We start from the raw sequence: 25,848 nt of genomic DNA, 5'->3' as shown, positions 1-25,848 counted from the left end.
ATTGATTCAATTATAAGGTTTTGGTCATATCAGGTCACCCGGGTACAAGTGTCCCGACTAGCCGTCCCTTATTCCTGAGACTAACCGTTTTTTATAAACTTCCGGGGGTAATGCCAAGGTTTCCGGTGGTATGATTGGGGTCTACAAATACAGTTCCCATGGTTTCAGAATCATCCCGGCGATGGTCAAAAACCACAGGGGCATCCACCTGAGTATTTACGCCGTGGTGGTCTGCGATAGCGTCTTGCCGTTGGGTGTTTGCGGTTTGAGGATTGGCAAGGGGCATGGGCGGCATGGGACTGCTGTGCGCGGGATTGGGTCTCTTTTTCTGCTTATTCCAGAAAACTACCCCTAAAGCGCCGGCCAGCACCACTCCGGCCACAGCAGAGAGGGTTTTCACCTTGCCCTATGCAGCATCTTCGGGTAACCAGCCGCCGTTTACCTTGTTCCAGTTAGTAATAGGCTCATAGAGGTTGCCCTGAAAGGCCCGGGAAGGTTTCTTCTTGAAGTGATTGGCCGCTATCATCTTCTGCATGTACTTGTCAAACAGCAAGGCGGGCGAGGTCAGGCGCTGGAAACGCATCATGCGCGACATGTTCCCCACGGAGACCTGCTCCTTCGGCTTTTTGGTAAGGTTGTAAATGGATCGGGCCACCCGCTTGGCCGGAATTACCGGATCCGGGGCCTTGATGGCTTTGCCCATGTAATTGCCGGCATGCTGAAAGATAGGCGTGTCAATGACGGCGGGCAGCACGCAACAAACGTGAATCTCCTCCTCATCGGCGAGTTCCTGCGACAAGCTGATGCTCATGCCCCGCACCGCAAACTTGCTGATGGTGTACGGAATAGAGAAAGGCTGCCCCACCAGGGCTACCATGGACGAAACATTGATCAGTGTCCCGAAGCCCTGGGCCCGGAACTGCCTAACCGCAGCCCTTGCCCCATAGATGTACCCAAACAGGTTAATGTCCATGAGCTGGCGGATGTCCTCGGTGGGAATTTCCTCAAAGTGCCCGAACAATCCCACGGCAGCATTGTTCACCCACACGTCAAACCCACCGAAGGTTTCCCTAGCCCGGCCTGCCAATGCGTTCACCTCTTCCTCTTGGGCAACATCGGTGGGCACAGCCAAGGCCCTTACGCCCAAGCGCTCGCATTCTATGGCTACTTCTTCTAAACCGGCCCCAAAACGGGCAGCCAACACCAAATCGTGTCCCTTTCTGGCAAACTCAAAAGCCGTAGCCCGCCCAATTCCGCTTGATGCACCTGTGATTACTGCTACCATTTCTTTCCCTTTTTAAGTACCTGGTCTGGTAAAGAGGTACGCCCCGCACCTGGTTAAGTTTGTGGCCTCAAGCAGATTAAGTATTTCCTACATGCTGATTTCGTGCTTACCGCAACAGGCCGCCACTTGGTAAACAAATAAGAATAAACAGTCTCCTATCCGTCGTGAAATACCAAAAGGCAAGGGTAATTAGACCAAATTACGATGCTAGTTTGGCTGGGACATACGCCAAAAAGCACCTTCTTTTTGGAAAATGAGCTCAAAACAAATGTGTTCTGTCATCTATTTTCTGGTAGTTCTCTACTGTGTGGTTTTTTCAAACAAGAAAGCTGGGCACGCCTTCGCCATCAGCTTTGCTGTTAACACTTATGATCTGCTCTAACTCATTTTTGGGAAGAACTACCAGAAAACACCTTGTTGATTCTATAGGCAAAAGCCAGGGAAAACTGTCTGATAACTGAATAGGATTCCTGTACCTGGTGAAAGGCAGGGTCGTTTACCTGGCTAAAAGACCGGCTTTTTTGCTGGAAAGGACTCCTCACCGATAAGCCAATGCTGGCTTTGTTCCCTTTCATGAAATCCTTGTTGACTGAGAGGCTGTTCCAATAATTTCCACCGGTTTTCCCCTGCAAAAGCACATTAGGAGAGTTATAGCTCAGGTTAGTATTTGTTCGCCAGCCTTTTCCCACCCGCCAACTTAAGGAGCCGGTAAGGTTGTACGTGATTCCCTCAGTGTGCCGGAAGCGGGTGCCTGTACTCCGGCTGTATTTCACGTACCGCGTAACGCTAGTCATGTTCAAGGTCAGTTTCCTGAACAAGGTGGTATTGCTATTGAAGGAAAGCCCGAAGTTCTGGTTCCGGCCTATGTTGCCCACCGTGGTCCTGGACACCGAGTCATTGCCCAAAGTGGTGAAATATTGGATGGAGTTATGGGTGAAATGATGGAAGGCCGAGGCGTTTGCCGAGATTCCTTTAAAGAAGGCATTATACTCCAATTGAAAATTGTGGCTAGTGGCCGGATCTAGGTTAGGATTGCCATAACTGATGTTGAGCGGATCGGTTACATCAGGGGTTGGGTCTAGGTAGTTTAGGCCCGGGCGCTCAATCCTTTGGCTGTAGGTAACCCGCAATAGCCCATTGTTATTAGTGGTATGCAGAAGGCTGATGGTGGGGAAAAAATTTAGGTATTGCTGATCAGCATGGGCTTGGGTGGACTTAAATCTGGCCTCTAGTTTGGTGGCCTCGAACCGGGCACCCACCCTCAGCCCCCAAGTTCCTTTTTTCAGATCCACCGATACATAGGCGGCATGCAAGAACTGTCGGTACTCAAAGCTGTTGCTTTGTTTTGCGTCCAGTTCAAACAACCATGTTTCAGAGTTCTTGCTGTTGTATTGGAAATCGCTGGAGTTCTCTTCTATATCCGTTTTAAGCCCGATTTCCAGAAATTGGTTTCCAAACGGATGTGCGTAATCAGCCTGTAGCGTATATCCCCGTGAGTGGCCCGTGTTCTGGGTGGTACTCATCCGCCCAACAGAATGCACCAGTGGTTCCACCAGGTAATCGCCGGCACTTAGATGGTCACTGTGAAGGGTGTTGAGGGCAAGGGTAAGCAGTTGTTGATCCTTTCTCTGGAACCTATGCTGGTAATCCAACCCAAAATCCATACCATCGGAGTTGGACTGATTTTTGTTCAGGTTTTGGTGGACGTTGGTTAGCTCACCGGAGTTGTTGAGGTGGGTTACCCGCTGGCTAAGGCCTGAAGATCCCTTATTTCGGCGGAGGTTGTAACTTGCGGTAAAGTGGTCTTGGGGAGTAAGGTCATACCCGGCTTCACCGCTTATATTCTCTCCTTGATTAAAAGAATTACTTTCGCCAGTTTGCTCCAGTCTGGTCTGTTTTATCCAGTCCTGTCGGATGAATTTACTTGAATTGCCTGCCCGGGTAGAAGTGCTGCGGCTATACCTGCTCGAGAAGCTGTACTTTCCCGTGGCAGCCGAAAAATAGGCACCCCCGGAATAGCCCTTGGGAGTGCTGGCCATCAGATTCACCGATCCGTTAAACCCATTGATGTTTTTCTGGTACGTGATTATGTTGATGATGCCCCCCGTACCAGCTGCCTCATGCCTGGCGGAGGGGGAAGTGATCACCTCTATTTTCTGGATGGCACTGGCGGGCAACCCTTTGAGCACATCACTATAGTTTTCACTTAAAAGCGAAGATTTCTTGCCATTCACTAGGATTTGAAAATTGTCATTTCCGTTGAGCAGGAGGTTATCATCGGCGTCCACCGCTAGGTGAGGAACCTTCCGGAACATGTCCAGGGAGTTTAAGCTATTCCGCTCGGGGTCCGCCTCTACATGGTAAGTGGTTCTATCTATTCCCGTTTCCACCAAGGGTCTGGAGGCTATGATCTTTACCTCCTCCAGTTGGGTTGCTTCCCGCGCTAGGGTTAGAACGTCCAGGTCTAGGGTGGCCAAGGCTGCAGTGGTCACCTGCACATGCTGGGTTTTGTATCCCAAATAAGAAAGGGTGAGCTGGTAATCTACTTGCTGGGTTGCAGGTATCTCAAAGGCACCCTGCTCATTGGAGATAATGGTGGTGGAACTTGGGTTGAGGCCAGGCCTCAAGAGCAACACCGTTACATAGCCAAGAGGCATTTTACTCGCAGAGTCTAGCACTGTGCCCTTGATCACGCAAGGGTAAGAAGGCAACGCCGGTTGAGACTGAGCCTTAGCCGCAAAAAGAGATAAGAAGCAAAGCATCATTGCACTTACCAGCAGGCTTCCATGTGACAGTTTCTTCATTCCGGTTTACTTTAGAACTGTATGATGTCCTCGGTGGCAGAAGAGTATCCAGGCGCAGAATAAAAAAGATCGTCCTTAATCCAGAAAGAGCACCGCTCAAAAGGATAGCAAAGCGTAAAGAGCAGATCTGCAGATCTGCTCCTACGCTTATAGCTTTCATCTTTTTACCAAGTGGAATTTAGAAACTCAAAGGAATTCTCTTTCCATCTATGAGGAGGTAGGCACTTCCGGGAGTAAATATTACGTCTTTGGCCCGGCCTGTCCATTTGGAATTGGGGCAACCCGCCGATTGTGTGGTTACATCTGGTTCCTTGGTACAAATAGAGTAAGTGGCTCTCCCCTGTCTATCCACTTTTACGGGAACTACCTCTGAGGCATAATCGGCTTGGCTGTCTTGGCCGGGGGCCACATTCCCTGCGGGGTTGGCACACTCTGTAAGCGTGGTGCCTGAAGCCACTAACTGAATCATTACATTTCTGCCGGCATAATTCCCCAACCCAGCCAGGGTACCCGTGCTACACATAGTGGTTCCTTCATCGGTGGTGACATCTGGTCTTTTAGGCAAAAAATGAGGATTTTGGGCAAAAACATCCCCAAAACTGAACAAGCCTATAAGGGTAAGAACGAAACTTAAAACTCTTGTTTTCATGATATTACAGTTTCAATAGTTTGATAAAATATTCTTTTCATTCAACAGGAAGCAGCAAGAAGCCCTTCCTTTTTTAGAGACTACTCAACCTAACAGAAGACCTGCACTAGAAGAAGCTTTCTTGCTAAGAGGTAGCCTTGGCACTTCCAACCCGCAGGCTAATTACAAGATGGCGCCGGAGTTGCGGAAATAACCTCTGTTCCGTTCTGGATGAGGGTTACCTGTAGATCTTTGGTCAGAAAGGTCCAGTTGGCATGGTCGCATTGGGATGGGATGACCGCTGAGATTTTAAAATTACCTCCGGTTTGCTTTGAGGTGACCGGCACCACTATGTCCAGGTTAGACCAATTAGCAGAACGGGGGGTATTTCCCCCTTTGTTGACACAGTCATATAAACCTGTGATATGTAATTCATAAGGACCTGTACCAAGGCCAGTAGCCATCCCGGTGATGGTATTGCCATTGACACAAGGCGCTTTGGTCCACTTTGGATTGTTGGCATACACAATCGTGATGGTAAGGAGTACCAACAAGGCTACAGCGAAACTGAGGAATTTAGCTTTCATGATTTTGGTGAAGGTTATAGGAATATTGAATTAAACTGGGCAGCATAGATGATTACCTGCATTTCAACACGTTCCACTACTTAAGGAGAGTGAAAACAAAAGGACGGCAACAGTTAAAACCAAGGTTCATTTTCCATAGGCCTATAGCGGTTTAGGGTATTTAAATAGAAAGAAGGGAAGGCAGATGAGCAGACCTTGCTGAAGACTTGGGGCAGGAACAAACGTCAAGACAGATTGTGGTTTGTGGGGCTGATCTATAGAGGTGCATCTGGAATGGCAAAGGCATACTATTCTCCTTTCCCTTTGAGGCACCAGGGAGATAAGGTAAGTTTAGGTTAACAGTTCGATACATTCTTAGAAAACCAGCACCAGAGACAACAGCCGCTCCTCTCCTGACGCAGCAAGCACATTAAGGATAGGACTATCCTTTTCAAAAAAGGTCGACATGTATCAGTAAGCTATTTTATTTTAGCACATTCTGTAAAAAAAGAAGGTTAAAACGCACGCTTTCTTTGCTTCTGGGATACTACTTACCCAGAAGCACCACCACGCCGAAACGCCAATAGAATCTTCCTTAAGACTTTCTGAGAATGATTAGAATTAAAGGATTTTGGAAAGCAGCTGTATCTCTACCAGCATCATCAATTGTTTTATAACTTATTGAAGATGCAACGGCTCACGTTAACGCACATAATCCTACTTCGCAGTTCTAGAAACTACTCCTGAGCGTTTCAACTATTCCTTGTATATATTTGAAAGGGGGATTGACAATAATTACTTCAGTTGAAAGACCATGTCCCGCAGGTATCTTCCCGTAACTATCTTTTGTTGCTCACCTAAACCAGCGTTTCTGGTCCAGGAGGCAATTGCATGACTATTCTCATCCAAGAGAAAGAAGGGCTATATGATGTTACGCAGCGTTTTCACCTCAGAAATGTCTTTAACTTTCTGGTTAGTAACGCGCTGTAACTGATTCAAATATAAAACTTAACATAATAATAACAAACTAAAAAGGCCGCAATTTTGCGGCAAAAACGACATTTCAGTATTTGTACTATTGAATGAAAAAGCCCAAAAAATAGCGCAAGTGGTTATTGTCGTATTTTGGTTTTCAGCTTGAACGCAGGTTTTATTTTTGCACTATTTTTTATCATCCATCCCTACTTAAGCTACACCAAAGAAGATTCATCTTGGAATACGCAGCCTTACTAAGGCACCGGGACCTTTATCATCTTCTGCACTTAAAGCTGCTGGCCAAGTAAAAGCATGAATTTTCCTTGTTTCCTTAATCAAAAGCAGACACTAACCACCGGAATAGACTTTCGTTTCAATGCCTTTATTGCAAAATCACGACCAAAACAGGCAGAGACCCATTTAAGCCACTCTTCTTGAAATTAAAGCCTGAATACCATAAATCAGGCATTTAGAAAAGAACAACCAATGCTCCGGTACTGTACTCCGCTACTGAATCCCATAATGATCCTGCAAAATCCGCACAAACTCCTTCTGGCGGTGCGACCAGGGAATGTGCCCACTGTCCGGGATGATGTGGGCCGCGGCTGTGGGGTACCGCTGCAGCACGTGTTTCCGGCTTTCCGTTATGGGGTCCTCATTTCCATACACGATGGTGGTTTTGAAGGGGGTCTGCTGCATGACTTGTAGCATGGGGTAAGTAAGGATGGATTTGATGGTCTGGTTAATGGCGTTGGCCTTCACACAGTCAATGGCAAAATACTCCGGGTGCGCTTCTTTGAACCCACGGCTGAAGTTGGCGAGCGCCTGGCTGTAGAACCTTTTATACCCTCGGTCACTGCCCAACGTCCCCAATCCCGAGTTCACCAGCATGGCCAGCCACTCAGGAAAGCTTGATTTAGCTTTGTTGTACCGGGCTATTTCCAGGGAGGTTTGAACCCACTGCCGCCCCGTGCCCGAGGCCGGACTGCAAAGCAGTAAACTCAGCAAGCGACCAGGGTTTTCCTGGGCATATACCTGCGCGTACAAACCGCCCCAGGAATGTCCCAGCAAATGGAATCTGTCCAACTGGAAAAGCTCCGCTATGCGGTAAATGTCTGAGTTATAGCTCTCCAGCGAGTAGTCGCCCGATGGATTAGGCGATTTCAGGGTTCCGCGCTGATGGAAATGGATAACTTGGAAATGCTTGGCCAGATACTTCACCAGAAAGGTCATCCCCTCCGGCACTCCCGGCCCGCCATGCAGGAGAATGACCGTTTCACGCCCGTTTTTGGGGAAAGCGGTCGTAAACAGTTGGGTTCCCTTATTGCCGATGCGCATTTCCATAGCTTTCGCATTTTAAGTTAAACTCTGCCTTTCACTACTTCCCTTTTGCTCCACTTACCGGTTGGCTCTTGCCTATGCCAGGGAATAAAATCACTTATCTGATCCTTCACCTAGAGCAGCTTGTACCGCCGCCGTCATTTCAGTTTTAAGTTGTCGCCAAACCTCGGGCTCCTCATTCAGGAAGAACTTTTGGTTGATTTCCAGCTCAAACCCGGCATACTGGTCATTGTTGAATTTCTTCCGGAGGTACGTGGGGAATCCATCATCAACCCCGGGGTAAGGCGAATTGTACAGCACCTTTCGGGCTGGGTTCAGCTTTTGAAGCTCGGACTTCAACAGGCCCGCGTACCTCTCCTCCCCTGACCTGGCCGTGTCAAACAAAATCCCGATGTCCGCTTCCCGCACTTCTCCTTCTTTGGCCGGCGTGAACGTGTGTATTGCCAAATGAAGTACCTGATGTCCTTTGTCCGTTGCGGCTTTGATTTTTTCCTCTACCTCATTCCGGTGCGGGTGGTAATATTGGTTCAGGATATCTTGTTTCTCTTGTTCGGGCAGCGATTTGGTGAAATCGGAGAACAGCTCCTCACTCTCCAGCGACCTGTTGCCCTCTACCAGCAACCTTGAATAAGTAGTGTAGAACAACGACAGGTCCATCGCAGAAGCCAGGTGCTTGGCCAGGCGGAGTGCTCCAAAGTCGATGGCCTTATGCGAATACAGTTCCTCCTCCCGGCCTTTGAACAGGCGCTGGTATTGGTCCGGAATATCATTGCCGGCATGTTCGCAGGTGAGAATACAGGTCACAAGCATAGGGTCTGATACTTTGGTATTTTAGGATCGATTTTCAGAAAACAGCCCTTAAACCAGCGTGGCTTTCCAGGTGGGCTTTGCAGCTATATATGGAACTTGATGGTGCTGCCTTTGGCGGTCACCTGCAACTCCACTATGGCCCCGAAGATCAGCGCCTTGTTCACTTTCCCGTGGCCCGCCGGAAACCCGAAACAAACCGGAAAGTCAAACTCCGCCACTACTTCCAGCACAATCTCCTCGGGGGTTTTCCCGAAGGGCGGATCATCGTCTTCCATCTCCACCAACTCACCCACCACCAAGCCCCGCACGTACTCAAACTTGCCTGCCTGCTTCAAAGACCTGAGGTAACTGTCCAACCGGAAATGCTTTTCCCCCACTTCCTCCAGAAACAAGATTTTGCCGTTGGTGTCCACCTCCGACATGGTGCCTTTGGCATTGCACAGAAGGCTTACATTGCCGCCCACCAGCAAGCCCTGCGAGGTGCCTCTCCGGTTCAAAGGATGCGCCGCCACCTTGTACTCCAGTTGCTCCCCGAACAAAGCCTTGCGCAGACTCTCCCATGAACCTTTGGTGTACCCGGCCTCCAGATCGGCGGCCATGGTGCCATGGATGGTGGCGGTGCTCAGCATGCCTTGCACGTGGGTATGCAGAAATGTGGTATCGCTGTAGCCTACCAGCCACTTGGGCTTGTACTTGAACTTGCTGAAGTCCACCTTGTCAATTACCCGCACAATGCCGTAGCCGCCCATGGTCTGCAGAATCGCCTTGATCTGGTCATTGTCCAGCATCTCCTGCAGATCATTTTTCCGGAGTTCGTCGGGTCCGGCCAGGCTCCCTTCCCGCGGCCCGATGGTTTTTCCCAGCACCGGTTTCAGTTTCCAGTCTTTCAGAATCTGCACCAACTCGTCTACATATTTCTGCTCGGTAAAGGAACTGGTGCTCAGCAGCCCGACTTTGTCGCCGGCTTTGAGAAAGGGAGGTAAAATCATGGCCTTGCTTTTCCCCTCGCAACGGGAGTTTTTGATTCTGAGTTGAGGGAGGGTTAGAAAATAAGTAGTTTCCTCCGGAGGGGATTGCGTATTAACACGGTTACTTTGCACATAGCTTTTGTCTTTGAGAGTTCAAGGGTTTTTTACCGTTCTGCTCTATTTGCTAAAGGCGGTTATGCTCATTTGCCCAAGGCTTTCCTAAGCGCATTTCCCCTTTGAAGAGGGGCTTTCTTTTCTCTGGTTCAAGTTTTCAACTTGGACCTATAATGGTATGCAGTTTGCAACTGCAGTGAGGCGTTAGCCTCAAAACCACCTTTCAGGTCATTACTTCCTATTTCCTACTTTACAACCTTCTATTTGCAGCTGCGGGCTGCCCGCGTTTGTCACTTTTCTCCTTGATGAGAAAAGTAACCAAAAGAATCAAGAAGAAAAGAAACTCGCTGACGCTCGGACAGTCTTTTCTTCATTCTTGTGACACCTGACAACCGTCCTCTGTTGCATAGGGAACTTACGCCACTGCAATTTGAATAGCCACTGCCTGCGCTCGTCGGAGGTTGGGTTACGCATGCGCCCAACCTCCGCCTCCCTGCATGGTTCTTTCTTGTACTGGAGCCGCTGCAATGCCTGCATCGTCCTTGCGGACGGTTAAAGCACTGGCGTTTTGGTCTTGTTATCACCAGTTTCTGAACGTAGAGACAAGGCATGCCTTGTCTCCCACGGGTCCTCCACAATCGCCGAAAACTACCGGAAACTACCTGGAATGGCACCTACAAGAGGTGCCCCTACATTCTTGCTTTCGTTGGAGAATGGCTTACCAATCTGTTGTGGAAGCGTCCCAACCCTGCCAACCTTTGGTATAATCACCAAGTACCAGAACTGCCGTTCAACCACCTCCTGACTCATTCCAGAATTCCCCTCCTCGGAGGGGCAGGGGTGGGTACCTGTTTCAAGCATGTTTTCTGAAAAACACCTCGAAATCAACCACTAAAATCTCGGCTCAAGGATATTTAAAACCTTGCCTTCTCGGCTAGTCAATGGCTAGGCAAACCATGGGAATTTGTAGCTTTGAGGCTTTGGTTTTATAGAAAAGGAGAGGCAGTGGAAGAGTCTGGAGAGAGAAGACGAGCGACGGCGGAGAGGAACGGGATTAATATACAGAATGAGCGGTCGTTGCATGCGGGGCTGAAGCTGTGGTATGCGCAGCCTGAGGACAGGTTTGAGGTGCCGGTGGGTGGGTTCGTGATTGACCTGGTGCGGGGACCGCAGTTGGTGGAAATCCAGACGCGGAATTTCACGGCTATCCGGCCCAAGCTGCAGGCGCTTTTAAAGGAACACAAGGTGCATTTGCTGCATCCCATCACCTATGAAAAATGGGTAGTGCAGGTAGACGCCAAAGGTACCTCGGTGCTGTCGCGCCGCAAATCCACTTTCCGGGGGGCGCTGACCGATATTTTTGAGGAGTTGGTGCGTATCCCGGAGTTGGTGAAGCATGAGGGGTTCACGTTGGAGTTTCCCCTCATCAGGGAAGAGGAAGTCCGCTGCCGCGATGGCAAAGGCAGCAAGCACCGCAAGAAGGTCAGCATCAAAGACCGAAAATTGCTGGAGGTGATCAGTTCGCACCGCTTTACTTGCGCCCAAGATTTTCTGCTGTTTCTGCCACCTAACTTGCCGCAGCCTTTCTCCAACAAAGACCTGGAGAAAGCCCTGCAACTTCCGCTGCATCGGTGCCGCCAGATCACCTATTGCCTCCGCAAAATGGAAGCACTTACCGTGGTGGGCAAGAACCGGAACGAGCTGCTGTATAGCGTCCTTTCACCGGTTACCACAGAGCCTGAGAGCAGCACACTTCCCCAGCCTTCGGAATAAAGAACCTGTTGTTTAGGGCGCTTTTTCTGAAAACAGGTCCTAAACCGGTCATGGCAGGTAAGCGTTCGTCCTACACAGGCTGCCCCATTGGCTCTACCCTGGTCATGCGCACGCAGCGCTTCTTCCCACCGGTTTTATGTTTTTTAGGGCCTTAACGCATAACTGTGGGGCTTTTTACCGTATGCATCATTTTGTCTAACTGTAAAGAAGCCAGGGAGATGCAAATCAGAAAGAGAGACACGTACAGCACTGGACGCGTAACTTCCCGCCCCGGAGCCCCCACCCAAACCTCGGAGGTGCCGGCTGGTGCCGTACAGCCGCTGGGGCTGGATGCTGCCAAAGATGGTTTGCTTTATCTCCCCAGCGGATATGAACAGAGCAAGCCTGCGGCCCTGGCCGTAATGCTGCACGGTTCAGGCGGTAACCCAGAGCATGGGATGTGGCTTCTCCAGCGGTATGCCGATGCGCATAACATCATCCTCATTGCCCCGGCCTCTCGCAAATACACTTGGGACGTGATCGTGACAGATTCCTTCGGGCCCGATGCCATTTTCATAGACCAATCCCTCGCTTTTGCCTTCGAGCACTTCAACATTGACCCGGCGCGCGTGGCCATTGGCGGTTTCTCAGATGGCGCTTCTTATGCCCTGTGCCTGGGTTTAACTAACGGCGATGTCTTTACCCACATCATTGCCTTTTCACCAGGCTTCGCTTTTGCCCGTGAGAAACATGGCGCCCCCGCTGTTTTCATCTCCCACGGAGTGCACGACGGCATATTGCCCATTGATCCGTGCGGGCGGCTCGTACACCGCGATTTGAAGAAGGAAGGTCTGGAAGTGAAATACCTGGAGTTTGACGGTGAGCACGAAATCCCCGCCAATATTTCGCAAGCCGCGATTGAGTGGTTTTTGAAGTAGTTAATAGCTACCCGGAAGTAAGCTTATTTACCAGGTTTAGGTGAGGTAAATTCTTCTCCTTTTTTATGATCCTGTTCATTCTGGATACCGTCACCCTATTCTCTTTTTTGTCATCCTGTTTCTATCATTTACCGTCACTCTTTTCTCTCTTTTTGTCATCCTGAAAGGATCTTGTTGGCCAACTGTAATAGCAGAAAATCATGGACATTCTTTTCCGGTAAAGCAATCCATGGTTTCTAAAAACTGCACTACATAGTTACCCGTCGCACTCATCGGGCTGGTCAACCTCCAATCATCACCTTCCTAAAACCCACTCCTATTCCTAGCTAAATACCTTAACCATCGCATCTTGCGCTCGTTAAAAAATGGTGCATTGTTTAACCTTAACTTACCTACGATGGAAAGACATGACAGAGATCGCTATGATAACGGCGGGAACAGACCCCAGAACAGATTTGACCACTACCATGACAACTGGTCGGGACGGGGCATGAGCCGCGATGACCAGCACTATCCTTATGACTCCAGAAATGAGCATCCCCGTGCTGGGCAGTTTCAAAACCGGGACGATGACTTCCGCCGGAACGATTCCCACCAGTACCGGAAAGACCAGGACGGGCAACATCCTTACCAGAGCAATTACCGCCAGGACAGGGACCAGTTCGGGGATGCTTACCAGCGCAACTTCCGGCATGACCCTACCATGCCACGGGGCAGCGAAGACGAGGATTTGATGGGCAACATCCGGCAGGGCTACGGCATCTCCAGTTATGACGGCACCTCAGACCGGTTCAATACCCTCAACAGCGAGCACCGGTACGGCGACCGACAGGATGAGCAACCCTACTACTCCGGGGCCCAGGACGAGTTCAGAAGCGCCCAGTTTGGCAGCGGCCTCGGGGACTCTGGCCTGCACTCAGACCGGGGCATCCCGAACTACAGCACGCGTTCTTTCCAGGATCCTTATGGCTCTGGGCTGGGCAGTTCCTACGGTGGCACTAATTACGGCGGCGGCACCGGTTACACCGGCGGACATATGGGCGGCACCTGGGGAAACAACTCCTACGGAAGCTACTCTGGCAACATCGGTGGGTACGGCTCTATGAATGACAGTTCTTACGGTAGCGGAATGGGCAGCTCAGGCAACACCTCCTCCCAAAACAATGGCCGCAGCACCAGGGAACTGGGCGGATTTTAGCAGCTTGTAAGCCTGGCAACCTCGTATCAAGGGCAACAAATGAAATTCAAAAGAAAAGCGGCGGAAAGGGCACTACACCCATTCCGCCGCTTTTCTATGTTTAGTAAATTTGTTTAAGGCTTTTACGCTTATTCGCAGATATAGGTGTACGTGGTGCTGGTGCCATCTGCCCCATTGCGGGTTAAAGGCCAGTTCTTATCTGAGTAGGAATGCGTAAAGGTGCGCGAGTAGTTGAAAGGCCTCAGATCTAAGGTGCCGGGTCCTTTCTGGGTACCTTCTGTGGAAGTGGAAGAAACCACCGACACGGAGTTGTTCTTAGACAACGTAATGGCCATGGTATTAGGATAGGTGTACTGCAGATAAGGCACCCGGTAATGCGGGTTGATCTTGTCATCATGCGTGTACTGCATATTGATCACCACATCGGCCAAGACCTCGGCTCCCCTGAACGAAAGAATCCGGTACTCCCGGCTCCTGATCATGTTTCCGTTCGCATCATAGGTATAGGTGATGTCATTGGTGAGAAGGGGCGCCGACCCTAACAGAAAGTAATTCTTTGAAGTGGTGATCTGCTTCTGGGCATTATACTCCAACTCCATGGAGGAATTCAGTCCCAGCGTACCGTTCCGGTCGGCGAACAGGTTTATTTTCCGCAGCAGGCTTTGGTTGTCGTATTCAAACGTGTAATACTGCATCTCCCGGCCATTCTGCAGGGTGACGGTTCTAGACACCCTACCCTGGGCATCATATTCGGCGACCAGGTTGAGCGTAGTAGCCGTGGGAAAGTTGGTGGTTTCATTGATCACCTCCAAGCGGTCGTTGCCATAGACAAACTCCCGGGTCCGGGTCTGCCCAGTGGTAGGGTTGGTAAACACCTCCCGGGTAAAGTAACAGGCAGTATCCTCTACCACAGGTTCTGTGTCCACTTCCTCCTCTGAACCACAGTTCATGGTAAGCAGAGAAAGCGCCAGAAGAAAACAATAGTTTCGTAGATTCTTTATCATAGACGGGTCTTTAAAATTTCAGCCATCTAAGGTAGGCGGCCTGACTCCAATTTACCAAAAATGACGAGGTAAGTAGCTGCCAAGCCCATATATTTTTGTGGTTTTGGTGTGACAAGGATAACCATCAGAAACCCCACCTCTGGCGTGAGGTTGCGGCGCAAGTCTCCTTTTGAAAATTCGCTCCGGCTGAAGCGCCTTACCTATGCTTCTCCTGGCTACCTACGCTCCTACCCTATGGGCACAAACCAATTCCAGGAGCTTCCAAGCCAAGCTTAGCCTAAGAAAAACTCAACTACTCTGTGCCTTATCAGCTGCACCGCCAGTACAATCCAAATATCTGATATGTACTATACTTATATTGGGCTTATCCGTATAAACCCAACACCAAAGAACTAACCCTATGAAACTATTGAACCAACTTTTCGCCCTTTGCCTCGGCATTGCCAGTCTGCTGTTGTTTGCCTCTTGCACCCAGGAAGCGCAAAGAGAAACCAACGCCGAAGCAAACGAAGTAGAAGCCGAGACCCGCTCTGCAGGATCTGAGATCTCCAGCGAGGCAAACGAAGCCGGGAATGAAGCTAACCGAGACCTGAATAACTTTTCCACCTGGGTAAGCGACAAGACTTCCCGTGCGAAAACCGCCACCAAGGAAGAATGGCAGGAACTCAAAACCGAGTACAAAACCCGTGAAGCCAAACTAGACGCCCAAAGCAGCACCTGGGACGAGAAAACCAAACAGAAATGGCAACAGACCAAAGCCTCCTGGAACAAGTTCGAAGACTCTACCCAGGCCAGACTGGGCATCCCTGAAGACAACGACTAAGCTTTATTGAAAAAGGGAATATGGTACAGGAGAGATGGCGGGTAACCCTTAACGTCTCTCCTTTTTTGAGGTGTTTTTACAGAAATGGTTTGAAAACGTTGTATGCTGTAAGGTTGAGAGAAGTGGTAGTTTGTGGCTGACCATGAGACCAGTTTGTAAGTGGCTTGGTGCATTATCAGGTAGTGTGTTTCGCCAGTTACAAACTGGCGGTTAATGGTCCTCCAAGTTACCGCTTTGCTCAAACTTGAAGGATAACGTATTAGGGGTGTATGAGCCGGCACTATAGAATCATTGATCAGGAGAAGCTTTATTTTCTCTCGTTTTCAACGGTGAATTGGGTGGATGTATTCATTCGGCCCGAATACAAAGACATAGTGGTGGATAGTTTGAATTACTGCATCCAACACAAAGGCTTGGAAGTGTACGCTTGGTGTCTGATGAGCAGCCACGTGCATATGATCATTGGTTCTCATGGTGAACCCTTAGAGGGTATTGTTCGGGACATGAAGAAGCACACTGCTAAAACCATTCTCAAAGCCATCACCGACAACCCACAAGAGAGCCGGAAGGAATGGCTGCTGTGGATGTTTGAACGAGCCGGCAGAAACAACCCCAACAACCAGCAATATCAGTTCTGGCAGCAGCACAACCATCCCATAGAACTAAACTCCAACTTCCTTTTGGGACAAAAGCTTGACTACATCCACAACAACCCGGTAGAAGCAGGCTTTGTGCGAGAGCCACAAGATTACCTGTACAGCAGCGCCATCGATTATACAGGTAGCAAAGGCTTGGTCAAGGTCAAGCTGATTGAATAAACAGCTGGTCTGGTTTTAAGCCTGGTTTTCAGGAAACAACCCCAAAACATACTTCAAGTTTGAGCGAAGCGGTAACTTGGAGTACAAATGACCGCCAGTTTGTAACTGGCGCAACACACTACCAAATTACGTAGCAAGCCAGTTACAAACTGGCATCATAGCCAGCCACAAGTTACCGCTTCGCTCAAACTTGCCGCATGAATAGGGGTACTTGCGTTTCTGAGCCACTTTTCAAAAACCTGCCCTAAAACACCCTTACCCCCTCAACGCCTCTGCCAGAAACGGCGCCGTCTTACTCCCCTTCACTCCCACTACTTCCTCCGGCGTACCTGCGGCTACGATCTGGCCGCCTTCCTCCCCTGCGCCGGGGCCGATGTCAATCACCCAGTCAGAGGCGGCGGCGACGCGCATGGTGTGTTCTACCACCAGCACGGTGTTGCCAGCTTCTACCAGTTTCTCCAGTTGGGCCATGAGCTTGTCTACGTCTGACGGGTGCAGGCCGGTGGTAGGTTCATCTAACACGTAGAGGGTGTTGCCACGGCTGAGGCGTTGGAGTTCGGTGGCGAGTTTGATGCGCTGGGCTTCGCCGCCGGAGAGTTCGGTGGCGGGCTGACCGAGGCGCAGGTAGCCCAGGCCTACTTCGCGCAGCACGGTGAGGATGCGGTGGAGGGTGGGTTCTTCGTCAAAAAAGGCCCAAGCGGCGTCTACGGTGAGGTTCAGGACCTGGGCGATGTTGAGGTCGCGGTAAGTCACTTCCAGGGTGGGGGCGTTGTAGCGGGCGCCGTGGCAGACGGGACAGGGCGCGTAGACGCTAGGCAAAAAGAGCAGTTCCACCATCACGAAGCCTTCGCCCTGGCAGTTCTCGCAGCGGCCTTTGGCGACGTTGAACGAGAAGCGGCCGGCGTCATAGCGGCGCTGTTTGGCCAGGGGCGTATCGGCGAAGAGTTTGCGGACGTGGTCGAAGAGGCCGGTGTAGGTGGCCATGTTGGAGCGGGGCGTGCGACCGATGGCTTTCTGGTCTACCCGCACCAGCCGCTTGATGTGCTCTAGGCCGCTCACAATCCTGCCGCCAAGGGTTTGCGGGGCGGGGCTTTCTAGCCTACCGGCTTCTTCTTCCTCGGGCTGTATTTCCTGGCCCAAATGGTCGGCGACCAGTTCTACCAGCACCTGGCTCACCAGGCTGCTCTTGCCGGAACCCGATACGCCCGTGACGGTGGTGAACACGCCCAGCGGAAAGGCCGCACTCAGGTTGTGCAGGTTGTTGCGGGTGACGCCGCTTAGTTTGAGCCAGCCGGTGGGTGTGCGGCGCGGGCGCGTTTGCACCGGGGCCGTGCCGAACAGGTAGGCGGCAGTTTGGGAATTGAGGATGTGTTGCAGGCCATCGGGCGGACCGCTGTAGAGGATTTCGCCGCCTTTCTCGCCGGCGGCGGGGCCTACGTCCACGAGCCAATCGGCTTGCCGGATCACGTCCAGGTTATGCTCTACCACAAACAAGGAGTTGCCCGCTTTCTTCAGGTTGGCCAGGGCGGTGAGCAGGGCCACAGTATCTGAGGGGTGCAGGCCCGCCGAGGGTTCATCCAGCACGTACACCACGCCAAACAAATGCGAGTACAGCTGGGTGGCCAGCCGCAGGCGCTGCAACTCGCCAGGCGACAAGGTAGGCGTGCTTCGTTCCAGAGACAAGTAGCCGAGGCCCAGGTCCAGCAGCACCTGGATGCGGGCCACCAAGTCTTGGGCGATGCGCTGTTTGGCAATCTGTTGCTCGGGGTGAGCCTCGTTTTGGGCTGCGGGGCCAGGGGCCGAGGCGTTCACGTACGGTTGCAGGGTCTGGGCCACGCGTTGGAGGGGCAGGCGCGACAGCTGGGTGATGTCATAACCCGCGAAGGTGACGGAAAGCGAGGCGGGGTTCAGGCGTTTGCCGTGGCAGGTGGGGCAGTTTGTGTGGAGCATGTACTGCAGCACCCGCTTTTTCATCTGGGGGCTGTTGGAGTTGGCGAAGGTATGGAACACGTGCCGCCGGGCGCTGGTGAAGGTGCCCATGTAGTTGGGTTCTTCTTTGCGCTGCAGGGCGCGGCGGGTTTGCTCGGGGGTATAGCCGGGGTACACGGGCACCACGGGTTGCTCCTGGGTGAACAAAATCCAGTCGCGGTCTTTCTGGGGCAGCTCGCGCCAGGGGGTGTCTACGTTATAGCCCAGGGTCACCAGAATGTCGCGCTGGTTCTGGCCACCCCAGGCGGTGGGCCAGGCGGCAATGGCCCGCTCCCGGATAGTAAGCGAGGGGTCTGGCACCATGCTTTCTTCGGTGACCTCGTAGATGCGGCCCAGGCCGTGGCAGGTGGGACACGCGCCCTCGGGGGTGTTGGGCGAGAACGCCTCGGCGTAGATGATGGGTTGCCCCGGCGGGTAGTCTCCGGCACGCGAATACAGCATGCGCACCAGGTTAGAAAGGGTGGTCACGCTGCCTACACTGGAGCGCGTGGTGGGCGTGCCGCGTTGCTGCTGCAGGGCCACGGCCGGGGGCAGGCCCTCAATGGCGTCTACCTCGGGCACGGCCATCTGGTGGAACAGCCGCCGCGCGTAAGGACTTACACTCTCCAGGTAGCGGCGCTGGGCTTCGGCGTACAGCGTCCCGAACGCCAGTGACGATTTCCCCGACCCCGACACGCCCGTGAACACCACCAGCGCGTCTCGGGGAATGGTGAGGTCCACGTTCTTCAGGTTATGCTCGCGTGCTCCGCGAATGGTGACGAAGCCGGAAAATGGATTCATACTGTATCAAATACTAGTCTTTATTTAAAAAATTTAAAAATTTCAAATATCAATAATCCTACTCTAAAGTCCTGTTACGACTATCCAGAAATAAGATTTAATTGAAAATTAATAATTTTATCATCAAAACAAATTCAATAAGTTAAATTTTTATTTTAATAAACACACAATTAAACACTTCATTATAAGCACGCAAGTCATTTTCGACTAAACTCTAAAAAATCAAAGTTTTAAAAATAATTACTAAAAAGTAAGTATTGATTTTACCCAAACCCATAATTAACTTAAATAGAATATTAGCAATCATTAACTAATTATCGCTTATTAAACATGGATTGATAAATAACAACAACATAAATACATAAAACTATGATATACTTAATATTCACTTCCGCATTGATAGCTTACATAATCACTAAAGCAAGTGAAATTTTTAATAAGCTTTTAATCAAAATAAACACGACTAAAGATATTAAAGGCAATATAAATTTCACTTATTTAGAAAATAAAGTTGCAACTTTCATACAAAAGTATACCAATTTAGAAAAACCAGATTTTTCAAACATAAAGTTTTTAAAATGGAAATTAGGCGTATCCTCAGGATTATCTAAATTCTTTGGGATACTTTGCATAGTATCTTTAATTTTTAGTATTTTGCAATACTGGCTTGATCATACAACAAATATTGATTTGGCAAAATCTTCTATTCTAAAAATTGAGCAAACTCAGTTCTTAATAAAAAAACATGTAGATTTCATAACAATTCCTCCATTATATAATATAGTTGCAATAATTATATTAATCTCTCTCTCTATAGTATTTCCTATACTAGAACAATACAAAAATAAATACAATAAAATAACTAAATATACTTCAAACATTGCTTATATATTAACAATTTCTTCTTCTTTTACTTTCTTCGGAAACACCTTTAAAGAAAGTGAAAAAACAAGAGAAGGCAATTTAGAAATTCACAAGTTAGCTATTATTGAAAATAATAAATTAGCTCTTAAGGAAATAAAGAATGAATTAAGACAAAGAATAATAAACGAGATTCTAACGAACCCGGAATTCAGTTCAGTTCTACATGATTTGAATGAAATTCAAAAAGAAATTGAAAACACGGAATCTAATAATGAATATATTCATTATGTCAATATCGCTCCAAATTTAAAAATACAACAACTGCCAGTTTATAAATTTAAAAATACATTTAAATATGAATTCGATATTGAGAATGAATTCATATCTCTTGAAACAAAATTTTGGGATGAATATGTTAAGAATCAAACAAGTGAAACATTCACTGATTTTTACACTGAAGCAGAGGAAGCAAGTTATAGAAAATTCAAAAATAGCAACAGTAAATGGCACAATAATTCATCGTTAAAAAACTCAAACTCCATATTAAACTTTATTAATACAGAAATCAAGGATAAAACTGCTGAAAAGAACTCCTACTTATACTCCAAATACAAAGAACCTATTGACAAACTTATAAAAAAAGGGTACGGAAGCTCAGCAAAGCCATGGTTAAACAATTTTATCCAAGCTCTAGGTCTCGACTTCATCTTTATAGATGAATTTCTTGACCCAATATTACATGATCCGATTGAAGATTATATTACAAATAAATCAGAAAACATACTTACAATGATAATTGATAAAGACTATAATAAAGCCAGATCTGAAATTGATAATTTCATCATATCTTTTAAAGCAAAATTTAGCAAAGATGTCACAAAAAGTAAAAAATTCAACAATCTTAAAACAAGAATAAAAAATGGACTTACATTATCCAGGAACATTTCAACAAAAACTCTCAATACTATTTACCACGAAAACATTCTAGCCAACTTGCACTTAGAAAAAATAAGCAATAATTGTAGGTGGGAAAAAATAAGAAAAACATTTTACAACCAAGCAGACAACCTACGAAGTGCAAACTTTACTTATGATCAAATTTCAACATTGAAGGAGTCAATGAAAGAATGGAATAATTATAAGAAGTCAAGTAAACTTCAGTTATACTTTAATGGAGAGCAGAACCTAGAACTTACTTTTCATGAGTTCCTAAAAAATAATCCTAAAGCCAAAGCTTGTTGGGGCTACATACTACAACAGCATGACTGGGATGGCGCTGCATACTACTACACCAAATATCCTAACAGCGAAGCTACAGGAAAACCTTATTATCTTTTAAACTATTATTATAAAACAAATTTACCAAACTTGGATATAAGAGAGGTATATGATGAGGCTACTGATAAATGGGTAGGAGAGTTATGCCCACCGGCTCACTAATTATATTGAAATAATAATTATAATAAAAAATATCAAAACATTCTCCATTTTAATATATAATAACTCAAGTTGATTATAATTAATTACAATAAACTGCAAAATAATTTTATTTTATTATTATAAAAACTTAACATACAACTTTGATCACAATATAAATTTTTATTAATTTATTTAGTATTTCAGCAAATTAAAGTATCTAAAATTGCTATATTTTTCATCGTTATTACAGAATTCCTTTTAATTTTACTATCAATTTTTTTTAGCATTAAATTGTGAGATTAGTATTATAAGAACCATATTATTAGAAACATAACAGCGACTTTGTTAACATCCTCCCATGCTCCGCACCGAAGCTTCTACCCCGCTGGCGCAGGCCCGCCAAACCCGGGTTTCCTCCATTGATGTGGTGCGGGGCTTGGCCATTGTGCTCATGGCACTGGACCACGTGCGCGATCTGTGGCACACCACCTCGCTGGTGCAGGACCCGTTGTCATTTGACACCACTACCCCGGCCCTGTTCCTGACGCGCTGTGTCACGCATTTCTGCGCGCCTACCTTTTTGTTCCTGGCGGGCACCTCGGCGTACCTCTCCCTGATGCGGGACGGAGACTACGGGCGCGCCCAACGGTTCCTGCTGTCGCGCGGGGTCTGGCTTATGGTGCTGGAGGTCACGGTGGTGGGCTTCGGCATCTGGTTTGACATCTTCTTCCGGACCACCATGTTCCAGGTGATCTTTGCCATTGGGTTCGGGTTTGTGGTACTGGCGGGGCTGCTGCGGCTCCCGGCTCGCGGGATTGGCGGCATAGGCTTGGCCATTATCCTGCTGTACAACCTGCTGCCGCAAGTAGGCCCTGCGGAGGGCATGACAGGTAAATTTGCCTATTCCCTCCTATTCCGCCAGGGGTTCTTCCCGGCCACCGAGCATTTTGCCTTTCTGGTGGCCTATCCGTTGATCCCGTGGCTGGGTATTCTGCTGTTGGGCTTCGGCTTTGGGCCTGTTTTCAGGAAAACGGCCCCAGAACGCCGGAAGCTGCTGTGGCTCTCGTCGGCCGTGGCCTTGGGCGTATTTGCGGTGCTGCGGTTTATGCAGGTGTACGGCGACCCTAACCCCTGGGCGGTGCAGAAAACGGCGTTGTTTACGTTTCTGTCGTTTGTGAACGTAACCAAGTATCCGCCTTCGCTTTTGTACGCAGCCTTGTTTCTGGGACTTATGTTTTTAGCGCTGGTTTTGCTGGAACGGGCTCAAAACTGTTTTGCGCACTTCCTCACCCTTTACGGCCGGGTGCCGCTGTTCTTCTACTTGGCGCACTGATACCTTATTCACACCAGCATGCTGCTGCTCATGTTCTGGCAAGGCCTCACTTGCCAGCAACTCCCCTTCGGTACGCTGAGTTTGGTCGGCCCACAGAAGGTGTGGGCGTGGAGTTGCCGTATGTGTACCTGGTCTGGATAAAGGTGGTGCTGGTGCTCTACCACGCCTGCCGCTGGTACAGCCGCTACAAAGCTGCCCACCCAGAGAAGAAATGGTTGAGTTATCTGTAGGGCTGCCTCTACTTTACATAATTTCTAAAAACAAGAACATTAATGCTACCAACGGCTTGAAGTTCTTTTCTGAAAATTGTCCTGCAAACCCAAACACAGTACTTCAAGTTTGAGTAGAGCTGAAAATTGTAGCATGATTAAGCGTCTCATGGGTTTCCTTACGTGCTGTGAGTCACATTTCACAAGACTTCTTTCTTCTCTTAGTGTAGATTTAATGGTTAAAACTGAGAAAATTTTTACTCAATTTTTTGAAGTAGACATTTTCTTACTCAACTTATGCATACATAAATTAATATCAATATATTTAAATATTAAACAATAAGAAACAATATGAAAAAGATTTACAGCATAATATTATTTGTCTCAGTACTAGCTACTATCTCATCTTGTAGCTCTAAGTCAAAAAAATCAAGCAATGATTATGAATATAATGTTTCAGGTGTTGATGAGGACGGAGATGATGTTGATGGAGAAGTTGAAGTTACTAAGGAAGGTGGTTCAGGCACAATAACAGATGAGTATGGAAATGAGAAAGAAGTAGATGTTGAATGGACAGGAAAGGGAGAACTTGAAGCAACCGACGAGGATGGGGAAACTTATGAATTAGAAGTTGAGTAACTATTTATTCTTTAATAATGTAGGTCAAAACTATAAAAGGCGTTTAGAACCTGTTTTTTTGAAAACAAGTCCTAAACGCCTTTCGCATTAACGTACTAATCTCTACGCGTCCTTCTCTTTATAAGGAATGGTGTTGCGCAAGCTTTCAATGCGCTCGGGGCTGAAACTCGGGAGCGGCAGGTCATCGGCGGTACGCCATTGGTTTACCTTTTCCTGCGCGGCCTGGGTTTTCTCTTCAGACAAGCCGGTGTCGCGGCCCAAGTACAGCGTCTGCGACGGAAACGCAAGACCCGAGCCGCTGGCGTCAATCACGTCCAGCATACGCAGCAGCAGGTCCTCCTGTATCTCCAGGAACTCATTGTAGTCGGCGGTTAGCACGTAGGAGAACACCTCCAGGTTATACGAGGAAGCTCCCACGCCCACAAACCGCACCCGGGCAGACTCGGGGTCAATCTTGGGGTGGGCGTAGAGAATACTCCGGAGCTCCACCAGCAGGTACCGGATCTGGTCGGGGCTGGTGTCACAGCGCACGCCAAAGGTGGGGTGGAACCAGACGCGGTCCCGGTGCGCGTAGTTCTCAATGCGCTGCGAGGAGAAATCACCGTTGGGAATGGTCACCACCGTGCGGTCATTCGTGCGCAGGCGGGTAGAGCGCATGCCAATGGACTCCACCGTGCCCGTGGTCTCGCCCACCTTGCAGAAGTCCCCTACCCTGATGGGCTGATCGGCGATGAGCGTCACGCTGCCCACAAAGTTCTCCACGGTTTTCTGCGCGCCCAACGCCAACGCGATACCGCCAATCCCCAGGGCGGCCAAACCGGTGGTCACGTCAAAGCCCAGGGTGCCCAGAAACGCGATGACCCCGAAGACTACAATGGCAATCTTAGCGCCTCGCCGCAGAAACAGCACCGCCGAGAGCGCCGCCTGGTTGCGTTTGCGGGTGAGGCGCCGCTCCAGGTACTGCGCCATCACCTCAATCAGGCGCCAGAGCAAGAGCAGGAACACCGCCAGGCCAATGAGCACCGTTAACTGGCTGAACTGCTGCCGCACAATAATGGAGATGCCCACCCGCTGCGTGGTGCCAATAAACAGCCACAACGCCAGGTACAGTTGAATGGGCAGCGAGAACGCCTGGATGATGGCCGCAATGTGCTCTTCGCGGGCCCGGCGCCAGCTGCGCTTCAAGATAAACACCACCGTCTTGATCACCACCCAGGAGGCCGCATAGGCCAGCACCGCAATGAGCAGCAGGAAAAACCACTGCCCCACCGGCACGCCGTTCCACTTGGTTTCCACGGCCACCTGCGGCATGACTTTGTCTGCCAAGGGTTTGTCGGCTTCTTCAATCACCTGCGGTATGCGCTGCACCGTCTGCGAGGAGAAAAGCCAGATGGGCCCGCCCTCCGCGTCTTCCAGCTTCTCCAGGAACAGGTCAAACTCCTCGCCGTTGACGGTGGCCTCCCCTACCCGCTCCAGATTGGGTCCCAGGTTATCGTCCTCGCGGCCTTCGTAGGAATCGTTCAGGAGCGAATACGGAATAATCTCGCCGCTCTGGTCTAAGAGCCGCTGCAGGGCGTGCGCCAGCTTGGCGCCGTTCTGCTTCTGGTCCAAGGTGCTGTCCAGGTTCAGGTACAGGGCGGCCTTTTCATAATTCTCATCGGCAATAGACCTGATAAAGCCCTGCACCGCTCCCCGCGGCGTACGGCGCCCCAGGGTGTCAAGGGGCCAATCGGGTTCAAGCACCTCGGCTACGGTGGTGTCTTTGGCCTGCTCCTGCGCCAGGGCGGGCAGCGAAAGCAAAGTCAGGGCAAAAAGCAGGAAATAGAATCGCAGGCCCCTGGCCGAGGTATGTTTTGCAAGAAAGGCGAAGGGGCGGGATACGGGCAATAGTTCAATCATAAGGGGTCTCTGTGGTGAAATAAGAACACAGGCGGCGGGCAAAAAACCAAGGTACCGGCTGGCTGGGTAACAGGCAATGAACAAACAGCACTGGTTCTGGCCTACCTGCCCTAAAACGTTTCCGGAGCCCAGGTGTTATACATTGCTTTCAGAAGCGGTCTATCCAGGGTGTTCCTCCCACTGCTTTTCTCCGCTGTCCAGGACTCTATTCCTCTCCCGTGACGTACCTGTAACTAACGTTTCCAGCCTTTCTAGGTAGCGCGCTTGGAAGTGTGTGGAAAGATCTTTAGCAGGCAAAAGCGGTAAGCTGATGCTGCCCTTCGGCGCCTGCATTTACCCCTAGGGCGCGGCTTGGCTACGCCTGTCTCCCGCGTGAAATACCAGAACAGCGCCCAATTAATACGGATTTTCACCTACTGGGGTGTTTTAGCGCTTCTACATGCCAACGTTCTGCCCCGTTAATTGCGTAAGGTGCAATCTAAGAGGTACCCGCCTCCCAGGGCTGCGAACGCGCTCTTGCAGCGTAGCCAGCGCCCCCCTGACTCTCCCGGCGTCTTCAGGAAACCGGTAGAGAAAACTGATCGGCGTTTTGCCTTTCCTTTCGGAAAAAGGGGCAGAAAACAGGAAGGGAAACCAGGCCTGTTGGGCAAGAGGGAAGCGTTAATTCTCACCACAAACACGTTTAGACCTAC

Annotated in this window: 20 protein-coding genes; 9 read left to right on the top strand and 11 right to left on the bottom strand. The window is 49.4% G+C overall.

Annotation, left to right across the window (positions count from 1 at the left end; translation table 11 throughout):
- Positions 1–91 precede the first annotated feature (91 nt).
- The 8 genes from FOA19_RS09910 to FOA19_RS09875 form a co-directional block, all read right to left on the bottom strand.
- Positions 92–400: a hypothetical protein gene (locus FOA19_RS09910; RefSeq protein WP_149090681.1), complete on the bottom strand. Its 309-nt coding sequence runs from the start codon at positions 398–400 to the stop codon at positions 92–94.
- 6 nt (positions 401–406) lie between these two features.
- Positions 407–1,285: an SDR family oxidoreductase gene (locus tag FOA19_RS09905; protein ID WP_149090680.1), complete on the bottom strand. Its 879-nt coding sequence runs from the start codon at positions 1,283–1,285 to the stop codon at positions 407–409.
- Between the two features lie 383 nt (positions 1,286–1,668).
- Positions 1,669–4,089 (bottom strand): TonB-dependent receptor domain-containing protein, encoded by a 2,421-nt coding sequence (locus FOA19_RS09900; protein WP_149090679.1) that lies wholly within the window; start codon positions 4,087–4,089, stop codon positions 1,669–1,671.
- Between the two features lie 178 nt (positions 4,090–4,267).
- Positions 4,268–4,738, bottom strand: a complete 471-nt coding sequence (locus tag FOA19_RS09895) for a hypothetical protein (RefSeq protein WP_223808823.1) — start codon at positions 4,736–4,738, stop codon at positions 4,268–4,270.
- A 158-nt stretch (positions 4,739–4,896) separates the two neighbouring features.
- A complete protein-coding gene (locus tag FOA19_RS09890) occupies positions 4,897–5,304 on the bottom strand; it encodes a COX20 family protein (RefSeq protein ID WP_149090677.1) in 408 nt (135 codons plus the stop codon).
- Positions 5,305–6,765: 1,461 nt separating this feature from the next.
- Complete coding sequence (locus FOA19_RS09885; RefSeq protein WP_149090676.1) at positions 6,766–7,602, bottom strand: alpha/beta fold hydrolase; 837 nt, start codon at positions 7,600–7,602, stop codon at positions 6,766–6,768.
- Positions 7,603–7,692: 90 nt separating this feature from the next.
- The gene (locus tag FOA19_RS09880; RefSeq protein WP_149090675.1) at positions 7,693–8,409 is read right to left on the bottom strand and encodes an N-formylglutamate amidohydrolase; all 717 of its coding nucleotides are present in this window, start codon (positions 8,407–8,409) and stop codon (positions 7,693–7,695) included.
- An 83-nt stretch (positions 8,410–8,492) separates the two neighbouring features.
- Entirely contained in the window at positions 8,493–9,398 is a 906-nt protein-coding gene (locus tag FOA19_RS09875) for a S66 peptidase family protein (RefSeq protein ID WP_149090674.1), read from the bottom strand.
- A 1,098-nt stretch (positions 9,399–10,496) separates the two neighbouring features.
- Here FOA19_RS09875 and FOA19_RS09870 point away from each other — a divergent pair.
- The 3 genes from FOA19_RS09870 to FOA19_RS09860 all read left to right on the top strand — a co-directional run bounded on the left by FOA19_RS09870 (position 10,497) and on the right by FOA19_RS09860 (position 13,379).
- A complete protein-coding gene (locus FOA19_RS09870) occupies positions 10,497–11,264 on the top strand; it encodes a hypothetical protein (RefSeq protein WP_149090673.1) in 768 nt (255 codons plus the stop codon).
- A gap of 218 nt (positions 11,265–11,482) precedes the next feature.
- Complete coding sequence (locus FOA19_RS09865; RefSeq protein ID WP_190300354.1) at positions 11,483–12,181, top strand: alpha/beta hydrolase; 699 nt, start codon at positions 11,483–11,485, stop codon at positions 12,179–12,181.
- Between the two features lie 397 nt (positions 12,182–12,578).
- On the top strand, positions 12,579–13,379 hold the full coding sequence (locus tag FOA19_RS09860; protein ID WP_149090672.1) for a hypothetical protein: 801 nt from the start codon (positions 12,579–12,581) through the stop codon (positions 13,377–13,379).
- Positions 13,380–13,507: 128 nt separating this feature from the next.
- Here the strand turns inward: FOA19_RS09860 and FOA19_RS09855 are convergent, their stop codons facing one another.
- Positions 13,508–14,383, bottom strand: a complete 876-nt coding sequence (locus FOA19_RS09855; RefSeq protein WP_149090671.1) for a hypothetical protein — start codon at positions 14,381–14,383, stop codon at positions 13,508–13,510.
- Positions 14,384–14,783: 400 nt separating this feature from the next.
- On the opposite strand from FOA19_RS09855, the gene FOA19_RS09850 reads away from it, so the two are divergent.
- Positions 14,784–15,206 carry a hypothetical protein gene (locus FOA19_RS09850; protein WP_149090670.1) on the top strand — a complete coding sequence of 141 codons (423 nt, stop codon included), beginning with the start codon at positions 14,784–14,786 and terminating at the stop codon, positions 15,204–15,206.
- Between the two features lie 269 nt (positions 15,207–15,475).
- Positions 15,476–16,024: an REP-associated tyrosine transposase gene (locus FOA19_RS09845; protein ID WP_149090669.1), complete on the top strand. Its 549-nt coding sequence runs from the start codon at positions 15,476–15,478 to the stop codon at positions 16,022–16,024.
- A gap of 255 nt (positions 16,025–16,279) precedes the next feature.
- On the opposite strand, the gene uvrA is transcribed toward FOA19_RS09845, so the two are convergent.
- Positions 16,280–18,793 (bottom strand): excinuclease ABC subunit UvrA, encoded by a 2,514-nt coding sequence (gene uvrA, locus FOA19_RS09840; RefSeq protein ID WP_149090668.1) that lies wholly within the window; start codon positions 18,791–18,793, stop codon positions 16,280–16,282.
- Positions 18,794–19,162: 369 nt separating this feature from the next.
- Here uvrA and FOA19_RS09835 point away from each other — a divergent pair, with 369 nt between their 5' ends.
- The 4 genes from FOA19_RS09835 to FOA19_RS09825 all read left to right on the top strand — a co-directional run bounded on the left by FOA19_RS09835 (position 19,163) and on the right by FOA19_RS09825 (position 23,257).
- Positions 19,163–21,097: a hypothetical protein gene (locus FOA19_RS09835; protein ID WP_149090667.1), complete on the top strand. Its 1,935-nt coding sequence runs from the start codon at positions 19,163–19,165 to the stop codon at positions 21,095–21,097.
- Positions 21,098–21,434: 337 nt separating this feature from the next.
- Positions 21,435–22,409 (top strand): DUF1624 domain-containing protein, encoded by a 975-nt coding sequence (locus FOA19_RS09830; protein WP_317132023.1) that lies wholly within the window; start codon positions 21,435–21,437, stop codon positions 22,407–22,409.
- Between the two features lie 50 nt (positions 22,410–22,459).
- A complete protein-coding gene (locus tag FOA19_RS23720; protein ID WP_317132022.1) occupies positions 22,460–22,639 on the top strand; it encodes a hypothetical protein in 180 nt (59 codons plus the stop codon).
- 330 nt (positions 22,640–22,969) lie between these two features.
- On the top strand, positions 22,970–23,257 hold the full coding sequence (locus tag FOA19_RS09825; protein WP_149090666.1) for a hypothetical protein: 288 nt from the start codon (positions 22,970–22,972) through the stop codon (positions 23,255–23,257).
- A 102-nt stretch (positions 23,258–23,359) separates the two neighbouring features.
- Here the strand turns inward: FOA19_RS09825 and FOA19_RS09820 are convergent, their stop codons facing one another.
- The gene (locus FOA19_RS09820) at positions 23,360–25,156 is read right to left on the bottom strand and encodes a mechanosensitive ion channel family protein (RefSeq protein ID WP_149090665.1); all 1,797 of its coding nucleotides are present in this window, start codon (positions 25,154–25,156) and stop codon (positions 23,360–23,362) included.
- Positions 25,157–25,848 lie beyond the last annotated feature (692 nt).

The sequence above is a fragment of the Rufibacter hautae genome (genome assembly GCF_008271695.1).
Lineage (GTDB): Bacteria > Bacteroidota > Bacteroidia > Cytophagales > Hymenobacteraceae > Nibribacter > Nibribacter hautae.
The sequence above is the reverse complement of the archived record's forward strand: the minus strand, read 5'-3'. Positions and strand labels throughout refer to the sequence as shown.

What these genes read in the sequence shown, in the direction of transcription:
- FOA19_RS09845 (WP_149090669.1), top strand. Translation starts at nt 15,476, where the DNA reads ATGAGCCGGCACTATAGAATCATTGATCAGGAGAAGCTTTATTTTCTC.
- uvrA (WP_149090668.1), bottom strand. Translation starts at nt 18,793, where the DNA reads ATGAATCCATTTTCCGGCTTCGTCACCATTCGCGGAGCACGCGAGCAT.
- FOA19_RS09895 (WP_223808823.1), bottom strand. Translation starts at nt 4,738, where the DNA reads ATGAAAACAAGAGTTTTAAGTTTCGTTCTTACCCTTATAGGCTTGTTC.
- FOA19_RS09885 (WP_149090676.1), bottom strand. Translation starts at nt 7,602, where the DNA reads ATGGAAATGCGCATCGGCAATAAGGGAACCCAACTGTTTACGACCGCT.
- FOA19_RS09825 (WP_149090666.1), top strand. Translation starts at nt 22,970, where the DNA reads ATGAAAAAGATTTACAGCATAATATTATTTGTCTCAGTACTAGCTACT.
- FOA19_RS09865 (WP_190300354.1), top strand. Translation starts at nt 11,483, where the DNA reads ATGCAAATCAGAAAGAGAGACACGTACAGCACTGGACGCGTAACTTCC.
- FOA19_RS09905 (WP_149090680.1), bottom strand. Translation starts at nt 1,285, where the DNA reads ATGGTAGCAGTAATCACAGGTGCATCAAGCGGAATTGGGCGGGCTACG.
- FOA19_RS09875 (WP_149090674.1), bottom strand. Translation starts at nt 9,398, where the DNA reads ATGATTTTACCTCCCTTTCTCAAAGCCGGCGACAAAGTCGGGCTGCTG.
- FOA19_RS09835 (WP_149090667.1), top strand. Translation starts at nt 19,163, where the DNA reads ATGATATACTTAATATTCACTTCCGCATTGATAGCTTACATAATCACT.
- FOA19_RS09880 (WP_149090675.1), bottom strand. Translation starts at nt 8,409, where the DNA reads ATGCTTGTGACCTGTATTCTCACCTGCGAACATGCCGGCAATGATATT.
- FOA19_RS09890 (WP_149090677.1), bottom strand. Translation starts at nt 5,304, where the DNA reads ATGAAAGCTAAATTCCTCAGTTTCGCTGTAGCCTTGTTGGTACTCCTT.
- FOA19_RS09900 (WP_149090679.1), bottom strand. Translation starts at nt 4,089, where the DNA reads ATGAAGAAACTGTCACATGGAAGCCTGCTGGTAAGTGCAATGATGCTT.
- FOA19_RS09855 (WP_149090671.1), bottom strand. Translation starts at nt 14,383, where the DNA reads ATGATAAAGAATCTACGAAACTATTGTTTTCTTCTGGCGCTTTCTCTG.
- FOA19_RS09850 (WP_149090670.1), top strand. Translation starts at nt 14,784, where the DNA reads ATGAAACTATTGAACCAACTTTTCGCCCTTTGCCTCGGCATTGCCAGT.
- FOA19_RS09860 (WP_149090672.1), top strand. Translation starts at nt 12,579, where the DNA reads ATGGAAAGACATGACAGAGATCGCTATGATAACGGCGGGAACAGACCC.
- FOA19_RS09830 (WP_317132023.1), top strand. Translation starts at nt 21,435, where the DNA reads ATGCTCCGCACCGAAGCTTCTACCCCGCTGGCGCAGGCCCGCCAAACC.
- FOA19_RS09820 (WP_149090665.1), bottom strand. Translation starts at nt 25,156, where the DNA reads ATGATTGAACTATTGCCCGTATCCCGCCCCTTCGCCTTTCTTGCAAAA.